Genomic DNA, 16,674 nt, shown 5'->3' with positions numbered 1-16,674 from the left:
GTTTGGCGCGAGCCTACGGGCCCTCCCCAAAGCAAACGACGCCTAACTTAGCGGTATTGGGCTTTAGCCGATTCTCCGCTCGCCGCCAGGCGGCGAAGAGAACGCCTAAAGGCTGAACACCAACGGCTGGCATATCGGTTCGAGGTTTGCGTGTTGGATCAATCAACAAGCCGTTGACAAGTTCCGCTACCCGAGAACCGAACGGACCCGCAAGACAACTTGACCCCATGACTGACCAAGAAACCGCCGCCGAAGCCTATCGCCGCAAGCTGGCGTGGCGGCGGACGCCGGAAGAAAACATGCGATTTTTCGTCCAGCTGCAGCGGCAAGCTTTCGACGTGCTAAAGGCGTCACCGGAAACCATGGATCACTTCATCCGCCGCAACCATCGCAAACGCAGACAGTCGGAGGTGTTGCGTCTATTGCACAAGACCCTTCCCGCTTCCCAACGCAGCAAAGATCGGTTGGACCTGGAGAACCTGCCGGCGGGCGAGACATGAGCGAGACTCTGACCGACAACGATCACAATTCCGCTTCGACGCATACTGCTGCGCAGGTGACCGAGCAACTCGCCGCGCGGCTCGGGGTACCCGTTGCGGAAGACCTCTCTTCGTTCCAGCCCTCCGACCTTTTTTTGAAACGTATCCCGATCGCACACGCCCGCCATCATTGTGTGATGGGCTTTCGCGGCCAGCAGGACGACGAGGTGTGGTTGGCGATCGAATCGATGGCCGGTTACATGCACAGCGATATCATCGCCCGCGCTCTATCGCAGCGTCCCGACGGCAGCCTGCGCCCGTTGCGCGTGCGTCCGCTGCCGGCGACCGCGGCAGCCATCGGGCGGGCGATCAATGCGGCTTACTCGGATCAATCCAGCCAAACGCAAGCCGTGATCGATTCGCTCGATCGCGATGCGTTGTTGGGCGAGTTGGCGGCGCTCAGCCCCCGAGAAGACTTGTTGGATACCGAAGGCCGCGCGCCGATCATTCGGTTGGTCAATCACATCTTGTTTGATGCCGTCAAATCCGGTGCCTCCGACGTGCACATCCAACCCTATGAAGACAGGTTGATGGTGCGGCAGCGAATCGACGGCGTCTTGTTCGACACCTTCGAAATCCCCAAAGCCGTTCAAGAAGAAGTGCTTTCGCGGGTGAAGGTGCTGGGCAAGATGAACATCGCCGAAAAGCGATTGCCCCAAGACGGGCGGGCGACGGTTCAGCTTGGGGATCGAACGGTCGACCTGCGGATCGCGTCGCTGCCGACCAGCCACAACGAACGCATCGTGATTCGGTTGTTGGACAAAAGCGCGCGGCTGTACACGCTGGCCGAACTCGGCATGCCGGCACATGACTTTCGACGGTTCCGATCCCTGATCGCCCGCGACCACGGAATGATTCTGGTCACCGGTCCGACCGGCAGCGGCAAGAGCACGACGCTTTACGGTGCGCTGCAAGAACTCGATAGCGAAGAACTGAATATCCTGACGCTGGAAGATCCGATCGAATACCAATTGGACGGGATCAGCCAGACTCAGATCAACGAGAAAAAGGGGATGACGTTCGCCTCGGGCATGCGCAGCGTGCTGCGACAGGATCCCGACATCATCATGGTCGGCGAGATCCGCGACGCCGAAACGGCGATCATGGCCATCCAAGCTTCCTTGACCGGCCACCTGGTCTTCAGCACGCTGCACACCAACGATGCGGCCAGTGCGGTGACGCGGTTGTTGGATCTGGGGATCGAACCCTATCTGGTCAGCAGCTCCTTGGTCGCTTCGCTGGCCCAGCGACTGGTCCGCAAGTTGTGCGAGGACTGTAAACGTCCGCGCCGCAGCGGTGAATCGTTGCCCGATGTCCCCGAATCATTGTTGCGGTCACACGGTCTGTCGCCATCGGATTTGGTCGGCGTGTTTGAACCGGTCGGATGCGAGGCGTGTCGTGGGACCGGATTCCGAGGCCGAGTCGGATTGTTCGAGTTGTTGGTCATCGATGACGCCTGTCGTGAACTGGTGCAGACACGGGCCAATGCAGCAGCGATCCGCGACGTCGGATTACAATCGGGGATGCATTTGTTGTCGATGGATGGATTGTTGAAAGTCCATCAAGGCATCACGACCCTCGATGAAGTTCTCCGTGTAACGACGCTGTGACCCCGATGGCTGTCTTTTCCTATTCCGGCGTCGACCAAACGCGACAATCCGTTCAGGGGACGATCAGCGCCGACACCGCCCGTCAGGCCCGCGATTCACTGCGTGGCCAAGGGATCCGCGTTCGCAAAATCACGGTTTGCCGACAGCGCGGGTCGAAGTGGCGTCTTCCACGGGTTTCCTTGCTCGGAGCGAAGAACCAGTGGGCAACAGCGGTCGCGGAACTGTCGATGCTGTTGCACGCCGGGATCCCGATGCTGGACGCGTTGGACACGATCAGCCAGCAGACACAGGGGGCATTTCGAGCGGCATTGCTGGCGGTACGCGACCGTGTGGCCGCGGGGGAGTCGTTCGCCCAGGCGCTGCGCAGCCGACCCGATCTGTTCGACGCGGCTTCGGTGCAGATGGTCGAAGTCGGTGAGAACGCCGGCACGCTGGAAGAGGTGCTTTCGCAGTTGGCGGAATTCAAACAACGCCAGTCCCAGTTCACCGATGCCGTCACGACGGCGCTGGTGTACCCGATCTTTTTGGTTTGTTTCGGAACGGCCGCCGGCGTCTTTTTGATGACCGGTGTCCTGCCGCCGCTGCTGGAGAACCTGGAAGAGACGCTCGATGAATTGCCGTTTCCCACACGCGTGGCCAAATCACTCAGCCACCTGTTGATCGATTATCGCTGGTTCTGGGTGGCGGGATTGATTGCCGGCGCGGTCGCTTTGGGAATCGCCTTTCGCAGCCAACGCGGTAAACTGCTGATCGACCGACTGGTGCTGCGTGTTCCCATCCTGGGGCCGATGCTGGTCAAACAAGGGGTCTCGCGGATCGCGATGATCATCGCCACGCTTTCGCGCAGCGGAGTGGAATTGACGCGAGCGTTTGATCTGGCCGAGCGTTCGACCAACAATTCCGTGTTTCGCTCGGCGCTGCATGAATGTGGCAACCGCATTTCGGCCGGTGAAGAACTTGCCGAGGCGTTGCAGCGCAGTGGTGCGTTTCCACCGCTGGCGGTGCGAGTGTTTTCCATCGGTCAGGAGTCGGGAAAGCTTGATGAAATGCTCTTTCGGCTCGCCGAAGACTATGATGAACAGGTCAAAACGGCGTCGGCGCGACTGACGTCATTGATCGAACCGATCCTGATCCTTGTCTTGGCCGCCATGGTGGGATTTCTGTTGTTGGCCACGATCCTTCCGATCCTGGAGGCTGGAAATGTTGTGTGAGTTGGGATTGCTGTGGCGGGTGATGATTGCCCGAGCGACGGCGCGGCAAAGACCACCGAAGCGACACATTCGGCGTCGCTGCGATCGCCAAAGCGTGAAGCGTCTCGATAACCGTTTGCATTCGCCGACCAAACGTCGCGGCTTTTCCCTGGTCGAACTGATCGTGGTGATGGTGATCTTGGGCATGCTGGCCGGATTGGTCGCTGTTCGCACCCGTGGCTATTTGATCAATTCGCGCAAGAACGCGGTAAAAGCCGAAATCGCCACGATCCTCAATGCGCTGGAGACCTTTCGCATCGACCAGGGCCGTTACCCGACCGAAGACGAGGGTCTGGAGATCTTGCGGGAGGAAACCGAGACTTGGCCGGAAGGTTTTCTGACCAAGGTGCCCATCGATCCGTGGAAGAATCCCTACCTGTACTTTGTGTCCGAGGAAGGCGTCGAAGTCATCAGCCTGGGTGCCGACGGACGCGAAGGCGGCGAGGGAGAGGACGCCGATTTCTCCAGCACCATGCTGGAAGAATGAGAGGCTTCTCGCTGATCGAATTGATCGTCGTGTTGGTGTTGATGGCGATCCTCGCTTCCCTGACGACGTTCTCCTTGCGCGGCGTGATCGCCCGACAACGACTCGGTCGGGCCGTCGAAGTGGTCGAACAGTTCGATACGGCGCTGCGCCGCGCGGCGCGTCACCATCGCCGCCGAGTCGCCGCCACCATCGACCGCGGGCGCGGCCGGTTGACCGTTGATCTGTCAGGTGAATCGGCGCGAACCTTCGCATTGCCACGTCAAGTTTCCATCGATGCGATCCGATTCGGCCCCGTGCCGGCATCACGCTCCGGGGCGCAAGTCACCGCCAACCCTGACGGTTCGACGCCCAGCTATGCACTGCGACTGACAACCGGCGACACCGGGCGTTGGATCTTCTTGGCCGGTGGCAGCGGACAGATCGTTGATGATTTTGATCCGATGGCGATCGACTTGGCGTTGGGGATGCGATGAGACGTCAACGTGCATTCACGCTGTTGGAGGTGATCTTCGCACTGGCACTGATGGGGTCGCTGCTGGTCGGGTCGATACTTGCGTTCTCGCGCCATCGAAAACAACTCTCGATGGCAGACAAGCAACTCGAAGCGGCGCGGGTGGCGGATCGCTTGGTGCACGAACTCACCGCCCAGCAAGGTGGTCTGCCGATCGCAGCGCGTGGCGCGGTGGTGGGCAACAGCGGTTGGGTCTGGCAGACGTCTCCGCTCGGAAGCACCTCATTGGCAACCGTTCCGATGCAGGTCGTGCGGTTTCAGATGATGGAAATCGATGGCAATTCGACGACTCCCTTGATCGCCGTCGACCTGGTCAAACCGGCGAGCGTCCCATGACGCCACACCCAACCACACCTGCCAGCGCGAAGCGTCAGCGCCTGTTGATTTTATCAGCCGTTTGGCGCGAGCCTACGGGCCGGATGTGTTCTCTCGATGGTTCAGGCCCGTACGCTCGCGCGAAACGGCTGATCCCACGTGGGATCGGATTACATCAACAGGCCGGTCAGCGAGCGGCCTGCTCTGACGTTCGCGTCACCCGCGGCCACTTGCTCACGCGTCGTGCTGGCATGGGCGACGGGCAGGCGACACATCCCCACACCGCTTCACACCACTCTCCCGCGTTCACTTTGATCGAGATGATCGTCGCACTGGTGTTGGCGTCGCTGATGATGGTCGGTTTGTTGGGGATCGTGTTGTCGGTCTCGAAACAGTCCGGCCAATTGCGACGTGACCAAACCGACCACGTCGCTGCGGGGGTGCTCGCCGATCGGCTGCGCGATGACTTGATCAACGCCCGCGGCATCGCCGCAGGCTCCGACACGTTGATCCTATCAGGTTACGTCGCACCGCAGAACGTGCCCGGCATGATCCGTTACGAACGAGCCTTGATCGGATCGCGACGACTGTTGATCCGACGCGTGAGCATGGAACGCGAGGTGTGTTGGGTCGACTTCGGTGCCTTTGAATTTGAAGCGTACGACGAGTTCGATCCCGAGGCTCCGGTTCCCGAGATGACCGGCGGGCTACTACCGATGCCCGCTCGCTTTCGGATCGCCGGCCGGGACTCTGAGGGGCGACTCTTGTTTGACGAGGTGATCGATCACCATGAACTCTAGGCGTCGACGTTCGGGATATGTGCTGCTGGCGGTGTTGGCCGTGATGGTGTTGATGGTCACGGTGCTGGCGGCGCTGTCGGATCACAGCTTGCGCCGGGCGCTCGCCGCCGCCGATGCACGCCTTCGATTGCAACAGCGACTGGGCGCTCAGTCGATTGAAAGAACACTATTGCCCGAAGCCGCCAAGGTCTTTGATCGATTGGAAGCTCAATCCGATGCGGCCAGAGAAATGAACGGTGTGGCGATACCGCCGGTCAAACAGATCCGTGGTGCCGTCACGATCGGCGGCGTGACCTTCGACGTCGTCCTGGCCGACGAAGACGCCAAGCTGAATCTGAATCAGGTCTACCACATGACCGGTCAGCGACGGACCGAGGCGACACTGGCAAAAGTGCTCGGCCCGATCGCCGGTCGGGCGGTTCGTTTGCTGCCTGCCACGGGGCCGATGACCGCAGCGCAGGCGGATTCTGGCAATGGCAACCGCGACGATGACTCGGAGGAGCCGGTGACGGAAATCCCCCGCGCGTTTCGCAGTTGGGGCGAAGTGTTTGACCTTCCCCGGCTTTCCTCCGGCTTGGGGTCAGACGCCGCGTTGCCGGCCGCCACCGGCGAGCTGACCTGCTGGGGCGGGGATGGGCTGAACGTCCGCCGAGCCTCCGAGACGTCGATCCAGGCCGCCGCGGGATGCGTGTTGTCCGACGCTGGCGCACGCCGACTGGTGAGCCGATATAGAGACAATCCGGCGACGTCGCTAGCGATTTTGCTGCAACAGGAAGCGAAAACGGAGACCGAGCGATTGCGGCTACGTAGAATGTTGGTGGAGACCAGCACGCACTTTTCGCTTTGGATCGACGCTTCGGTGGTCGCCCGACGAAGCCTGCGGACGTTTTCGGTGACGCAAACCGACCAGGACGGCTTCACCAAAAACGAGCGGTTTTCGTTTTGACCGACACACCGACGGACGATTCCACTGCCTGAAATCCCACTGCCTGAGAGCCACTGCGACTGATCGATGGATGTCACGGCCCAGCGACGATTGTTGAACACGTTGACCGCAGGCCTGGTGGCCTTTGCGGCCGGTGGCGTCGTCTGGTCGCTCGGTGACATCGGGGCCTCCGATCCGCCAGCGGTCACGGTGTTGGAACCGCCGAACGCGGCGCTTGATGCTCAGCGAAATCGAAACGCAGAACTGCGATCAGCCGAGAAACCATCGGCTGGCAGCGCCGTGACGGGGGACGTCCTGTCGTTGAAATTGCTGCAGCCGCTTTACGATCCCCCCAAACCGCCTCCGCCCAAACCACAACCCAAGCCCCAACCCGTGGTCGTCCGCAATCCGCCTGCGCCCAGGGCACCGCGACTGGACTGGACGTTGACCGGGACGATCATCGACGCCGATCGCAGTGTCGCGATCTTGACTGATGCATCGGGCAAAACGGACATCCGGGCCGCCGGCGAGGTCGTCGAATTGTCTCCGGCAGGTGTACTGGTGCGAAAAATCGATTCTCAAAAGGTCACCTTGGAGCTGCGCGGAACCGAATCGACGCTGCGGTTGCAACCAACCTTTCAGCCCGGCGGTGGAGCCAATGCCGATCGGCAGAACCGGAGACGCAACCGATGACCGGCTCGGCCGAAGACGATGCAGCCGAACGCGATGAAGCCCAAAGCGACGAAGCACGGTCGCGGCAAGCGACGCCGATGAACCCACACGGTTCTGGTCGCGCCAGTGAATCCTCGACCGATCGGTTTTGTATCGATGGCGGTGGACTGCTCGCGCAGACCGAATCGGGATGGTTCCTGCAGGTCGGAGCGGAGCCTGTCGAACTTGATGCGGAGTCGTCGCCGGAAGTCGCCGCGGCAAGCTTTGCCCGCTTGTGTGACGATGTGCGCGGCGCCGAAAAACGATGTGTGCTCGGGTTGCCTGCCGGAGAGTGCTTTTTCGTTTACGATGACTTACCCGCCGGGATCGATGCCAAAGATCGCGACGCCGTGACCTTTGAATTGGAGCGACATTTTCCGCTCGACGCCGAATCGATGGTCGCCGACTACTTTGTTCGACCATCCGCCGGTCAGATCGCGGCGATTGCAATCGAAACCCGGCGGCATCGAAAGATGGTTGATGCTTTGGAAGCAGCGGGCATCGATGTCGTTGCGATTCTGCCGACGACCTTTCTGGTCGCCAGGACGCTTCAGCGCGGCCGTCCGACCGCGTCTCCGTACACCGCGTTGATCCTCGGCGATGCGGCGTCTGAATCGGTATCGGTCGACGCGGACGGGGTCTATCAGTGGCGAAAGTTCTGTGGCGGTGACGACGAACTTGCGCGACATCAAGCCGTCGTCGCCGAACCGAGCGAATCATCGCAAACGACAATTGTTCTGGGGCGATCTGAGTTGACGTTTCAACCGGTCGGACAGGTGGAGCGGTGTGATCGTGATGTCATCCAACTTGCGGCCGAAGGTGCCGGGCTTGTCTTGGGCGGCCGCTGGGGACGCTGGCCGGATCTGCGACGCGGGGACTTGGCACCGAGTGATCCGCTCAGGGCCGTTGCCGCTCCGTTGCGACGACTGGCGATCGCCGCCGCGTGCTGCTTGATGGTTCTTCTGATCGCATCCTGGTATCGCGGTGGGCGGTTGGCCGAGCGATCTGAATCGCTTCGTCAGCAGCAACGGGCGCTGTTTGCCGAATCCTTTCCACAGCGTCGTGTTCCCGTCTTGCTGATGCGGACGGTGCGAAATGAACATCGCAAGACGTTGGGATCGCGCGGCCGTGGAGATGCGATCCGCTTGCCCGTGGCCGCGACGACCGTCCTGCGCGAACTGTACCGGGGGCTGCGGCATGCACAGCAAGTCGGTGCAGCCCGGTTTCGCGTGATCGATGTCAAGATCGTTGACGGAGATTGCTCGTTGACCGTTCGCGCCGTCGACGCCGTTCAAATCGGGACGATCGCACAATCGCTGGAAACGGTCGGCTTTCAGGTCGCACCGCCGGCATCCGACCAGATCGATCCCAGCAAGGATGAACCGATTCCGACATATCAATCGACCCTGTCGGCGGTTTGGAAGCCAACGCCGATCGACGCTGATGAAGGAGTCGATTCATGAACGCGATGACACGACGAATTCTGGTCGGTGCTGCGATCATTCTGGTCGGGTTGTACGCCGCGTCGAGTGTCGTCGACACGTGGGCGGCGGCTGAGCGACTGGAATTGGATCGGCGAGATTTGGAAGAGTTGCGACAGAAGCTTGGGGAGATGGAACAAGTTGCCGATGCGCCGCGTGTCGCGGCACTGGAGCTCGAAGAACCCAATCAAATCCTGGATCGAATCAATGCGGCGCTACAGCAAGCCAAGCTGTCAACCGATTTGCTAGCGAATCAGACGCCTAGCGAGCCGCAGCGGATCGGGCAGACAGACTTCAAGCTTCGCCGGGTGGAGATCAAGCTCAACGCGGCGACGGTGGAGCAGATCGTGTCGTTCTGTGATGCGCTCAAAGACGAATCGACCGGCAGTTTGGTGCGAGATTTACAGCTGTTTGATCCACGTCAATCGGGTTCGCGCGAGACCTGGAATTCTCAGCTGACCTTGACCCAAATCATCTTTTCACCGAAAAGCGACACGTGAAAGTGTCTCGGCGGTTCGAGTGGCAGGGCATGAGTGTTGGTGTTTAGCCTTTAGGCGATTCCCGGTCGCTGCATTGCAGCGACAGTGTGCGCCTCCAGGCGAACATCCATCGGCTGTTGAAATTGTTTTTTCCGGTGCCTGTGCCGTTCGCGTCTGACGCCCCTTTCCGCGGGCGACCGAATACTTTTGCATGAAAAGAGCATAGAGTGGAATTGGGATGCGTCGAAATGGAGTTCGTAGCGATCGATTGCGGCTGATGGCGCTGTCTGCTGCGCGAGCTGTGGCCCGTCTGCACCAACTCTCGGTTTTCTCCGGGATCTTTCTCTTCGTCTGTCTGCTGCCCATCGGATGTTCGTCGCTGCAAAGCAGCAATCAATCGATCATTTCGGTCCAGACGAAGCGGGATACCGAACGCGCCAATCGTCTGACGTACGCGGGAATTCGATCGCTCGGCAAGCAGCATTTTAATCAGGCCGCCAAACACTTTCGCGAGGCGGTGGCGGCGGATTACACGTATGGCCCGGCCCACAACAATTTGGGACTGTTGCATTACGAGCAAGGCAACTTGTACCAGGCCGTGATGGCGTTTGAGCAGGCGCGAGAATTCCTGCCGAATGACCCGGCGGTGGTCTACAACCTGGCCTTGGCACTCGAATCGGCCGGGCGGACCGGCGAGGCGCTGGAGCTTTATTACACCGCCAATGCAATGGATCGTGCGAATCCTCATTATTTGGGCAATTTGGTGCGATTGCGAGTTCGGATGGGCGAGCACGACGAGTTACTGGTTCAGCAATTGCGGGACTTGGCGCTGATCGAAACGCGGCCCGATTGGCGGCGTTGGGCGGACACACAACTGGCCCTTTCCCACAACGACGCCTTAGATCGCGGGCCCGCAGCGCCCGATCTGGAAGCGACGGTCAACGAGGCGAATGAGCCCGACCGGACGAAGCTGAGAACAAAAATCATTGACTTAACGCCCGTCATGCCCGCCTCAGCCGAGCAACCGATCGCCGAACCGCGGGGCGACGATCGACCCGACGAGGACGATCTCCCCGATGTCCCACCACCGATCGCCCCCCTCCAAGCCCCAATGGTCGATCCGATTCCCGATCTGCCGTCCAGACCTCCCTCTCCACCAGCACCAACCGCCGTCAAACCATCGTCACTCGAAGAAAGCGTCGTCGAAGACCTGACCGGAAATGACTGATCGGGGACATGGCACAATGACTGATCGGGGACAGGGCACTATCAATCTGGATCCTTGCTAGCATTGGCCCGGTCGGGGTCTGTCCCCGTGTTGGATCATGACCGGGGTCTGTCCCCCGTGGATCCCGCCGGCGGATCCGGAACTAAACCCACGGATGGCAGCGCGTACCCACGGATGTCATGCAGTCAGGTATCCGTGGGTACGCCTTGCCATCCGTGGGCTGCTTCGTCTTTGATCCAGGGTCTGTCCCCGGCGATGACCGTCCCCAGCAGGCTTGCAAGCAAATGGTCTGGTCTGACCGGGGTCTGTCCCCAGTGGGACCGGTCGGGGTCTGTCCCCGTGTTGGATCATGACCGGGGTCTGTCCCCCGTGGATCCCGCCGGCGGACCCGGAACTAAACCCACGGATGGCAGCGCGTACCCACGGATGTCATGCAGTCAGGTATCCGTGGGTACGTCTTGCCATCCGTGGGCTGCTTCGTCTTTGATCCAGGGTCTGTCCCCGGCGATGACCGTCCCCAGCAGGCTTGCAAGCAAATGGTCTGGTCTGACCGGGGTCTGTCCCCAGTGGGACCGGTCGGGGTCTGTCCCCGTGTTGGATCATGACCGGGGTCTGTCCCCCGTGGATCCCGCCGGCGGACCCGGAACTAAACCCACGGATGGCAGCGCGTACCCACGGATGTCATGCAGTCAGGTATCCGTGGGTACGTCTTGCCATCCGTGGGCTGCTTCGTCTTTGATCCAGGGTCTGTCCCCGGCGATGACCGTCCCCAGCAGGCTTGCAAGCAAATGGTCTGGTCTGACCGGGGTCTGTCCCCAGTGGGACCGGTCGGGGTCTGTCCCCGTGGTGGATCATGACCGAGGTCTGTCCCCCGTGGATCCCGCCGGCGGACCCGGAACTAAACCCACGGATGTCATGCAGTCAGGTATCCGTGGGTACGCCTTGCCATCCGTGGGCTGTTTCGTCTTTGATCCAGGGTCTGTCCCCGGTGGATCGGGGTCTGTCCCCGGTGAGGGAGGCGTGGCGGGCTAGGTGCCTATCTCGCGTGCTCGCGGTGGGTGGCTTTGCCGTCGATCGTGTTGCTGTCGTCAAAGGGATGCAGTGGTTTGCTATCAAAGGTGGTGGTGGTGTGAACGTGTACCGATCCGAAGCCGCGGAACAGTTTGGCGAGCACAAACTTGCGGATCAAATTTCGGCCCACCGGAACCAGCATCACGAATCCGACGAGGTCGGTCAGCAATCCGGGGGTCAGCAACAGCGCGGCCGAAAACACGATCATCAGCCCGTCCTGGATCTCGCGACTGGGCATCCGCCCCTCGGCCAATGCCAATTGAAACTTCTGCCAGGCGATCAGCCCCTCACGTTTGGCCAGCCAAGAGCCGATAATGCCGGTGATGATGACCAGCAAGAACGTCGTCGCGGCCCCCGTCACCTCGGCCACCTGCAACAACAGGTACAGTTCGACCAGCGGGACGGTGACGAACACAAGAAGCAGTCGAAGTAGCATCGAAATCGCCTACAATTGGCGGAGAATGGAGCCTGGCAAACACGCGGCAAACCGGACCGGTGGAGTGCCATCGTGACCGTCGGCCGTTGTCGATTTGCCTTCAAGGCGAATTCCGTGCCATTTGCCCGATTTCCAAACGACTTTCCGTCACACCCCAACCCGATTTCCATCAGGAGACGATCATGATTGACCAATCGATGACTGTTCCCGGTGCGGAAGATTTGTACGCCCGGCTGTGGCATCGTGGCGACGGCACCGAGCGCGGGGTGATGATTTTGGTCCACGGACTGGGGGACCATGGCGGGCGCCATGTTTCCTTTGCCAAGCGGATGCTGCGACGCGGCTGGGCCGTATTTGCGGTCGATCTGCCCGGCCACGGACGCTCGCCGGGAAGACGCGGGACGGCCAAAAGTTACGACAGCGTGCTGCAGATCATCGCCGCCTCGCGAAAGCTGCTGTGGGAGTCGTTTGCCGAAAAAGATCAGGTGTTGATCGGCCACTCCATGGGAGGCAACTTCGCGGTCAACTACGCGCTGCGTCACGAAGAGTTCGACGCGATCGGAACACCGGATTTATCCGGATTGGTCTTGGTCGCTCCGATGTTGATGCCGCCGAGTTTCCTGGATCGATCCAAGATTTTCGCGGCCTGGGGAACGGGACAACTGTTTCGCTGGATCCGACTCTCCAAACCACCACGGATGGATCAGTTGACCCGTGATCACGACGTGGCCGAACGTCTGCGGACAGACCCGCTGCAACACAGCCAGATCTCGCTGTATCTGGCGACTCAACTGTTGGCACAAGGCCGCTTCGCACTCGATCACGCAGCCGCGATCAAGACACCGACGGTGGTGATGTTGGGTGACGAAGACGAATTGATCGATCAAGCCGCCTGTCGCAACCTGTCACTGCGAATGCGCGGGTGGTCGGAGTTTGTCCGCTGGCCCGGCGGACGTCATGATCTGCTGCACGACGTCGATGCTGAACACGTGGCAGACCATCTGGCCGGTTGGATGAGCCGTACAATCATGGCAGTTCGACCGGCATCGCAGGTGGCCCGTCATTTGGATCTGAACCCCGAATCGCTTGACGGTACTTGGCCCACCACCGGTCCGCCTGGGCCTCGGACCATTCCGGTAGGTCACTGATGCGGTCGAGTTGATCGATGATCTGTTGAGCCGAACCCGGGCGGTCGTTCGGGTCTTTTGACAAACAGCGAAAGACCAGATCGTCCAGTGCCGGTGGGATCGATCGGTCGGTGTGCTCGCTCGGCCGCGACGGCGGAACATTGGCAAGCTGGTGCAGGATTTCGGCAATCGATTGCCCGCTGACTGCGTTGCGTCCGGTGAGCAGAAAAAACGCCACCGCACCGAACGAAAACAGATCGGATCGCGGATCGTTGGTCCCCGGATCGTGAAGCCGTTCCGGTGCCAGATACTGCGGTGTCCCCGCCACCAGATTACTCGCTGTGATCGCCTGTGAACTGGTGGTGTGAATCGGCTTGGCAAGCCCAAAGTCAAGGACCTTCACGACATCGGAGGTCCCGCCACGTACACAAATCATCACGTTGCCGGGTTTCAAATCACGATGCACCAGTCCGGCATGGTGGGCTTCGCGGAGTGAATAGAGTACCTGTCGCAGCAAGAAGATAACGCGGGACGGCTCGATCGCGTTTTCAAGATCCACCAGGCGAGAGAGCGTTAATCCGTCGATGTATTCCATCACCAGATAAAAGATCCGCTCCTCGGAGACGCCATAGTCTAAAACGCGGACGGTGTTCACGTGCTCCAACTGGCTGGCCGATTGTGCTTCGCGCTGAAATCTGGCAATGCTTTCCTGATCGCTAAATTGGGGTTTGAGCAACTTGATGGCCGTGGGGCGTTTCAAGAGCTCATGCTGTGCTTTGAACACCTTGCCCATCCCTCCCTCACCGATCTGCTTTTCCAGTCGGTACTGACCCAGTTTCTGGTCTTCGCCGAAACGATGACGGAGGCGATGGATGGAATAGTACGAGCCGGCGGCGATGCACAAGCAGAGCGCCGATTGAACCATGACAGCCAAGGCAAAAACGCGTGTGACGCGCGCTGATGGATCGACTTCATCGACATCAAATTCGGTCGCGACACCCACCTGGAGATCTTCCATCCAACGCCAAGCGCCGACGACGGTGACACCGCGATAGTCACGATAACCGTCGACGTCACAGCCGTCGTTTCCGGAGAGACACATCCGGGCCATCTTTGTCAGCGGAAGCGCCTCGGCGGGTTGTTCGAACCGATAGCCCGCCGTGGTATTTCCGCCCGGGTCACGAAGGAAAATGTTTCGAACGCTCTGGTCAGTTGCTGTCGGGATCAATCCGGCTTGTTCAAGTTGACGATCGAATCGGCTGGTCGTCAGCAGTTGGCCGTCGCGGTTAAAGATGTAGGTCTCACCCGATTCTCCCAAGCGGAACGCACGCGTGATCTGCTTCGATTTCTCTTTGCTTTTCGAGTCGTGTATCTGCAGCGCGGCAATGATGCGGCCGTCGGCGTCGCACAGTGGCGTCACGATCGCCAGATGTGGATGGAACACCGTGCTCTCGTCCAGCTTGGCGATCGAATGATCCCGCTCCAGCGGCGCGAGCTCGGAGTGTCCTTCGAACACCGACGCCAGAATGCTGGCTCCCCACGGCGTTGCGTTCTGACCGATGCGTCCGCCGTCAGAGGTTGATTCGACGATCAGACGGTAGCGCTGATCCCAAATCGTGAATTGTTCCTCGCGTCCGGCCAGGGCCGTGAGTTCGCGGTGAATCTGCAAACGAATCGGCGCCGCACCGGGGGTTTGGGACAGATCGTCGGCGTCGCGGGTGAGGGTGACCAGGTCGCCAACGGACTGGCGAAGATGGCCGCTGCGGGCCCAGGATTCCGCCTTTTCAATTTCGTGATCAAGCCATGTTCTCAAGGCCAAGACGTTGCTGTCGACGATTTCATTCAGGGTTTCGCGGCGGATCTCCTTTCGCAACGTTTCGATGTATCGTTGGACAAGATAACCGATCAGCGCAAGGGCCAAGCACGAGATCAATCCGCCCAGGGCCAGTTGACCTTGGCGGCCAAGACCATGCGAAAACTGCCACCAACGCTCTACCCCGATGCCGATCACGTTTCTCTTGGAGGCGGTCAGCACCTTCGGCTGGAAATCAGCAACGGTTGTGTCGGCGGATCGAATGAGGGTCCGCGAATCATCATGCTCCAGCAACGCATCAACCGCGTTGCGAAGTTCGGGCTCGTTGCCGCAAACGTCTTCCAAGACACGTTCACGTTCTTCCCGATCCAGATCGACCACCCGGAGAAACAGCTCTTTGACTCGGCCGTATTGGTTCGGCGTCACGTCTGGTCGTCCTCGTTGAGTTGCTGACGCAGCCAGGCGCGGACGACGCGCCATTCACGATCGACGGTCGACTTGGAAAGATTCAGGTACTCGGCGACCTCTGCGCTGGTCATTCCGCCGAAGAAACGCAGCTCGACGATTTGCGCCTGCCGGGCATCGATCTCCTGAAGCTCCGCCAACAGCTGGTCGACGGCGATCAGGTCGTGATCGTGGTCCGGAGAAAGAAACAGTTGGCCTTGGAACGAAATCCTTTTGGCGGCTCCGCCTCGCTTTTTGCGATTTCGGCGACGTGCGTTGTCGACCAGGACGCGGCGCATGGCTTTTGCACCGATCGCCAGAAAATGGGTGCGCCCCTGCCACTGGACCTGCTTTTGATCGATCAGTCGCAAGAACGCTTCGTGGACCAGCGCCGTCGGCTGCAGCGTCGCGTCGTTGGGTTCGTGTCGCAAATAGGCTGCCGCGATCGAGCGAAAATCTTCGTAGACCAATTCCAACAAGTCGTCGGCTGCCCGTCGCTCGCCGCCGGAAACGCGTTGCAGAAGTTCGGTGGGGACGGCGTCGGCGTCGTCATGGGGGCTTTTCGAAAAAAATCCGTGAACCGATGACTCATTCAAAGTGGATCTGTCGCGTTAACGGCGTCAACCCAGGCCTTCGTTCTGCGACGTCCCGTTCTGTCCAAACACGATCCATCCAGAGAACTTCGCTTGATGCCCGAGACGACCACCCTGTTTTTGATCGACCCGGATCCTTTGGCCCGGCGGATCGTCGGCCGGATCGCGGATCAAATGAACCTCGATTTCCGGAACTACACAAGCGCCGAGGACTTTGTAGAAGCATACACGCGCCGCACGCCGGGGTGCATCATCGCGGAATTCAGGTTGCTGGGAATCAGCGGAATCGAGCTGCAGAATCGATTGGTTGACGAGGGCATTTCCTTGCCGATCATTTTCGTTTCCGCACATGCAGAAATCGCCTTCGCGGTGCGGGCGATGAAGCAAGGTGCGATCACCGTTCTGGAAAAACCGGTCAGCGAGCAAGCGTTGTGGGATTCCATCCAACATGCGCTGGCGCATGCAAAACGAGTTCGGCGGATGGATGCGAAGCATGCAGCGATCGGCATGCGTTTGGCAAAACTGACCTCCAAAGAGCGTGACGTTTTTGATCTGCTGGTCCAAGGACACCCGAACAAGGCGATCGCCAATCGACTGGATCTGAGCATTCGAACGGTCGAGGCGCGGCGGCATCACATTTTCAGAAAGACCGGCACAAAATCCATCGCACAGCTTGTACGAATGGTGGTCGAGACCGAGCGCCGCGGTGGGGATCGCTGAATTGCGGTAAGGGAGTCGGAAAAAATGGCACGGGCGTCCGTGTTGGTGTGCAGGCTTTGGCCGCCCTGCTTAGGGCGATGCTTATCTTGGGGTACGATGGCCCTTCCGGGCCGTCGCCCGTGGGGCTCAGCGCG

General features: G+C 60.2%; 16 protein-coding genes and 1 pseudogene. 14 read left to right on the top strand and 3 right to left on the bottom strand.

The window, feature by feature from the left end; all coding sequences use genetic code 11:
- Positions 1–227 precede the first annotated feature (227 nt).
- From Mal15_RS33585 to Mal15_RS33530, 12 genes are all read left to right on the top strand, one after another.
- Positions 228–500 (top strand): hypothetical protein, encoded by a 273-nt coding sequence (locus Mal15_RS33585; protein ID WP_147871725.1) that lies wholly within the window; start codon positions 228–230, stop codon positions 498–500.
- Entirely contained in the window at positions 497–2,149 is a 1,653-nt protein-coding gene (locus Mal15_RS33580; protein WP_147871724.1) for a GspE/PulE family protein, read from the top strand. Before Mal15_RS33585 ends, Mal15_RS33580 begins: the two co-directional genes overlap by 4 nt.
- A 5-nt stretch (positions 2,150–2,154) precedes the next feature.
- On the top strand, positions 2,155–3,360 hold the full coding sequence (locus Mal15_RS33575) for a type II secretion system F family protein (protein ID WP_147871723.1): 1,206 nt from the start codon (positions 2,155–2,157) through the stop codon (positions 3,358–3,360).
- A complete protein-coding gene (gene gspG, locus Mal15_RS33570; RefSeq protein WP_199773779.1) occupies positions 3,350–3,886 on the top strand; it encodes a type II secretion system major pseudopilin GspG in 537 nt (178 codons plus the stop codon). Before Mal15_RS33575 ends, gspG begins: the two co-directional genes overlap by 11 nt.
- The gene (locus Mal15_RS33565) at positions 3,883–4,359 is read left to right on the top strand and encodes a pilus assembly FimT family protein (RefSeq protein WP_147871722.1); all 477 of its coding nucleotides are present in this window, start codon (positions 3,883–3,885) and stop codon (positions 4,357–4,359) included. The genes gspG and Mal15_RS33565 overlap by 4 nt, the downstream gene beginning before the upstream one ends.
- Complete coding sequence (locus tag Mal15_RS33560; protein WP_147871721.1) at positions 4,356–4,733, top strand: type II secretion system protein; 378 nt, start codon at positions 4,356–4,358, stop codon at positions 4,731–4,733. The genes Mal15_RS33565 and Mal15_RS33560 overlap by 4 nt, the downstream gene beginning before the upstream one ends.
- Positions 4,730–5,512, top strand: coding sequence for a PulJ/GspJ family protein (locus Mal15_RS34340; RefSeq protein ID WP_315854279.1), 783 nt, complete (start codon positions 4,730–4,732; stop codon positions 5,510–5,512). The genes Mal15_RS33560 and Mal15_RS34340 overlap by 4 nt, the downstream gene beginning before the upstream one ends.
- Complete coding sequence (locus Mal15_RS33550) at positions 5,502–6,458, top strand: hypothetical protein (protein WP_147871719.1); 957 nt, start codon at positions 5,502–5,504, stop codon at positions 6,456–6,458. The genes Mal15_RS34340 and Mal15_RS33550 overlap by 11 nt, the downstream gene beginning before the upstream one ends.
- 66 nt (positions 6,459–6,524) lie before the next feature.
- Complete coding sequence (locus Mal15_RS33545; protein WP_147871718.1) at positions 6,525–7,130, top strand: hypothetical protein; 606 nt, start codon at positions 6,525–6,527, stop codon at positions 7,128–7,130.
- Complete coding sequence (gene gspL, locus Mal15_RS33540) at positions 7,127–8,611, top strand: type II secretion system protein GspL (protein ID WP_147871717.1); 1,485 nt, start codon at positions 7,127–7,129, stop codon at positions 8,609–8,611. Before Mal15_RS33545 ends, gspL begins: the two co-directional genes overlap by 4 nt.
- A 5-nt stretch (positions 8,612–8,616) precedes the next feature.
- Entirely contained in the window at positions 8,617–9,129 is a 513-nt protein-coding gene (locus tag Mal15_RS33535) for a hypothetical protein (protein ID WP_147871716.1), read from the top strand.
- Positions 9,130–9,385: 256 nt separating this feature from the next.
- On the top strand, positions 9,386–10,336 hold the full coding sequence (locus Mal15_RS33530) for a tetratricopeptide repeat protein (protein ID WP_147871715.1): 951 nt from the start codon (positions 9,386–9,388) through the stop codon (positions 10,334–10,336).
- 1,036 nt (positions 10,337–11,372) lie between these two features.
- Here the strand turns inward: Mal15_RS33530 and Mal15_RS33525 are convergent.
- On the bottom strand, positions 11,373–11,843 hold the full coding sequence (locus tag Mal15_RS33525; protein ID WP_147871714.1) for an FxsA family protein: 471 nt from the start codon (positions 11,841–11,843) through the stop codon (positions 11,373–11,375).
- Between the two features lie 182 nt (positions 11,844–12,025).
- On the opposite strand from Mal15_RS33525, the gene Mal15_RS34850 reads away from it, so the two are divergent.
- On the top strand, positions 12,026–12,991 hold the full coding sequence (locus Mal15_RS34850) for an alpha/beta fold hydrolase (RefSeq protein ID WP_147871713.1): 966 nt from the start codon (positions 12,026–12,028) through the stop codon (positions 12,989–12,991).
- Between the two features lie 28 nt (positions 12,992–13,019).
- Here the strand turns inward: Mal15_RS34850 and Mal15_RS34845 are convergent.
- Positions 13,020–13,895, bottom strand: a pseudogene (locus tag Mal15_RS34845) (serine/threonine protein kinase); the annotation flags it as partial.
- A 1,310-nt stretch (positions 13,896–15,205) separates the two neighbouring features.
- Positions 15,206–15,823: an ECF-type sigma factor gene (locus tag Mal15_RS33510; RefSeq protein WP_147871711.1), complete on the bottom strand. Its 618-nt coding sequence runs from the start codon at positions 15,821–15,823 to the stop codon at positions 15,206–15,208.
- Positions 15,824–15,916: 93 nt separating this feature from the next.
- Between Mal15_RS33510 and Mal15_RS33505 the strand changes: the two genes are divergently transcribed.
- The gene (locus tag Mal15_RS33505) at positions 15,917–16,540 is read left to right on the top strand and encodes a response regulator transcription factor (RefSeq protein WP_147871710.1); all 624 of its coding nucleotides are present in this window, start codon (positions 15,917–15,919) and stop codon (positions 16,538–16,540) included.
- Positions 16,541–16,674: the final 134 nt, after the last annotated feature.

It is taken from the genome of Stieleria maiorica (assembly GCF_008035925.1).
In the GTDB taxonomy this organism is placed as follows: Bacteria; Planctomycetota; Planctomycetia; order Pirellulales; family Pirellulaceae; genus Stieleria; species Stieleria maiorica.
This window is presented reverse-complemented; position numbering and strand designations above follow the sequence as displayed.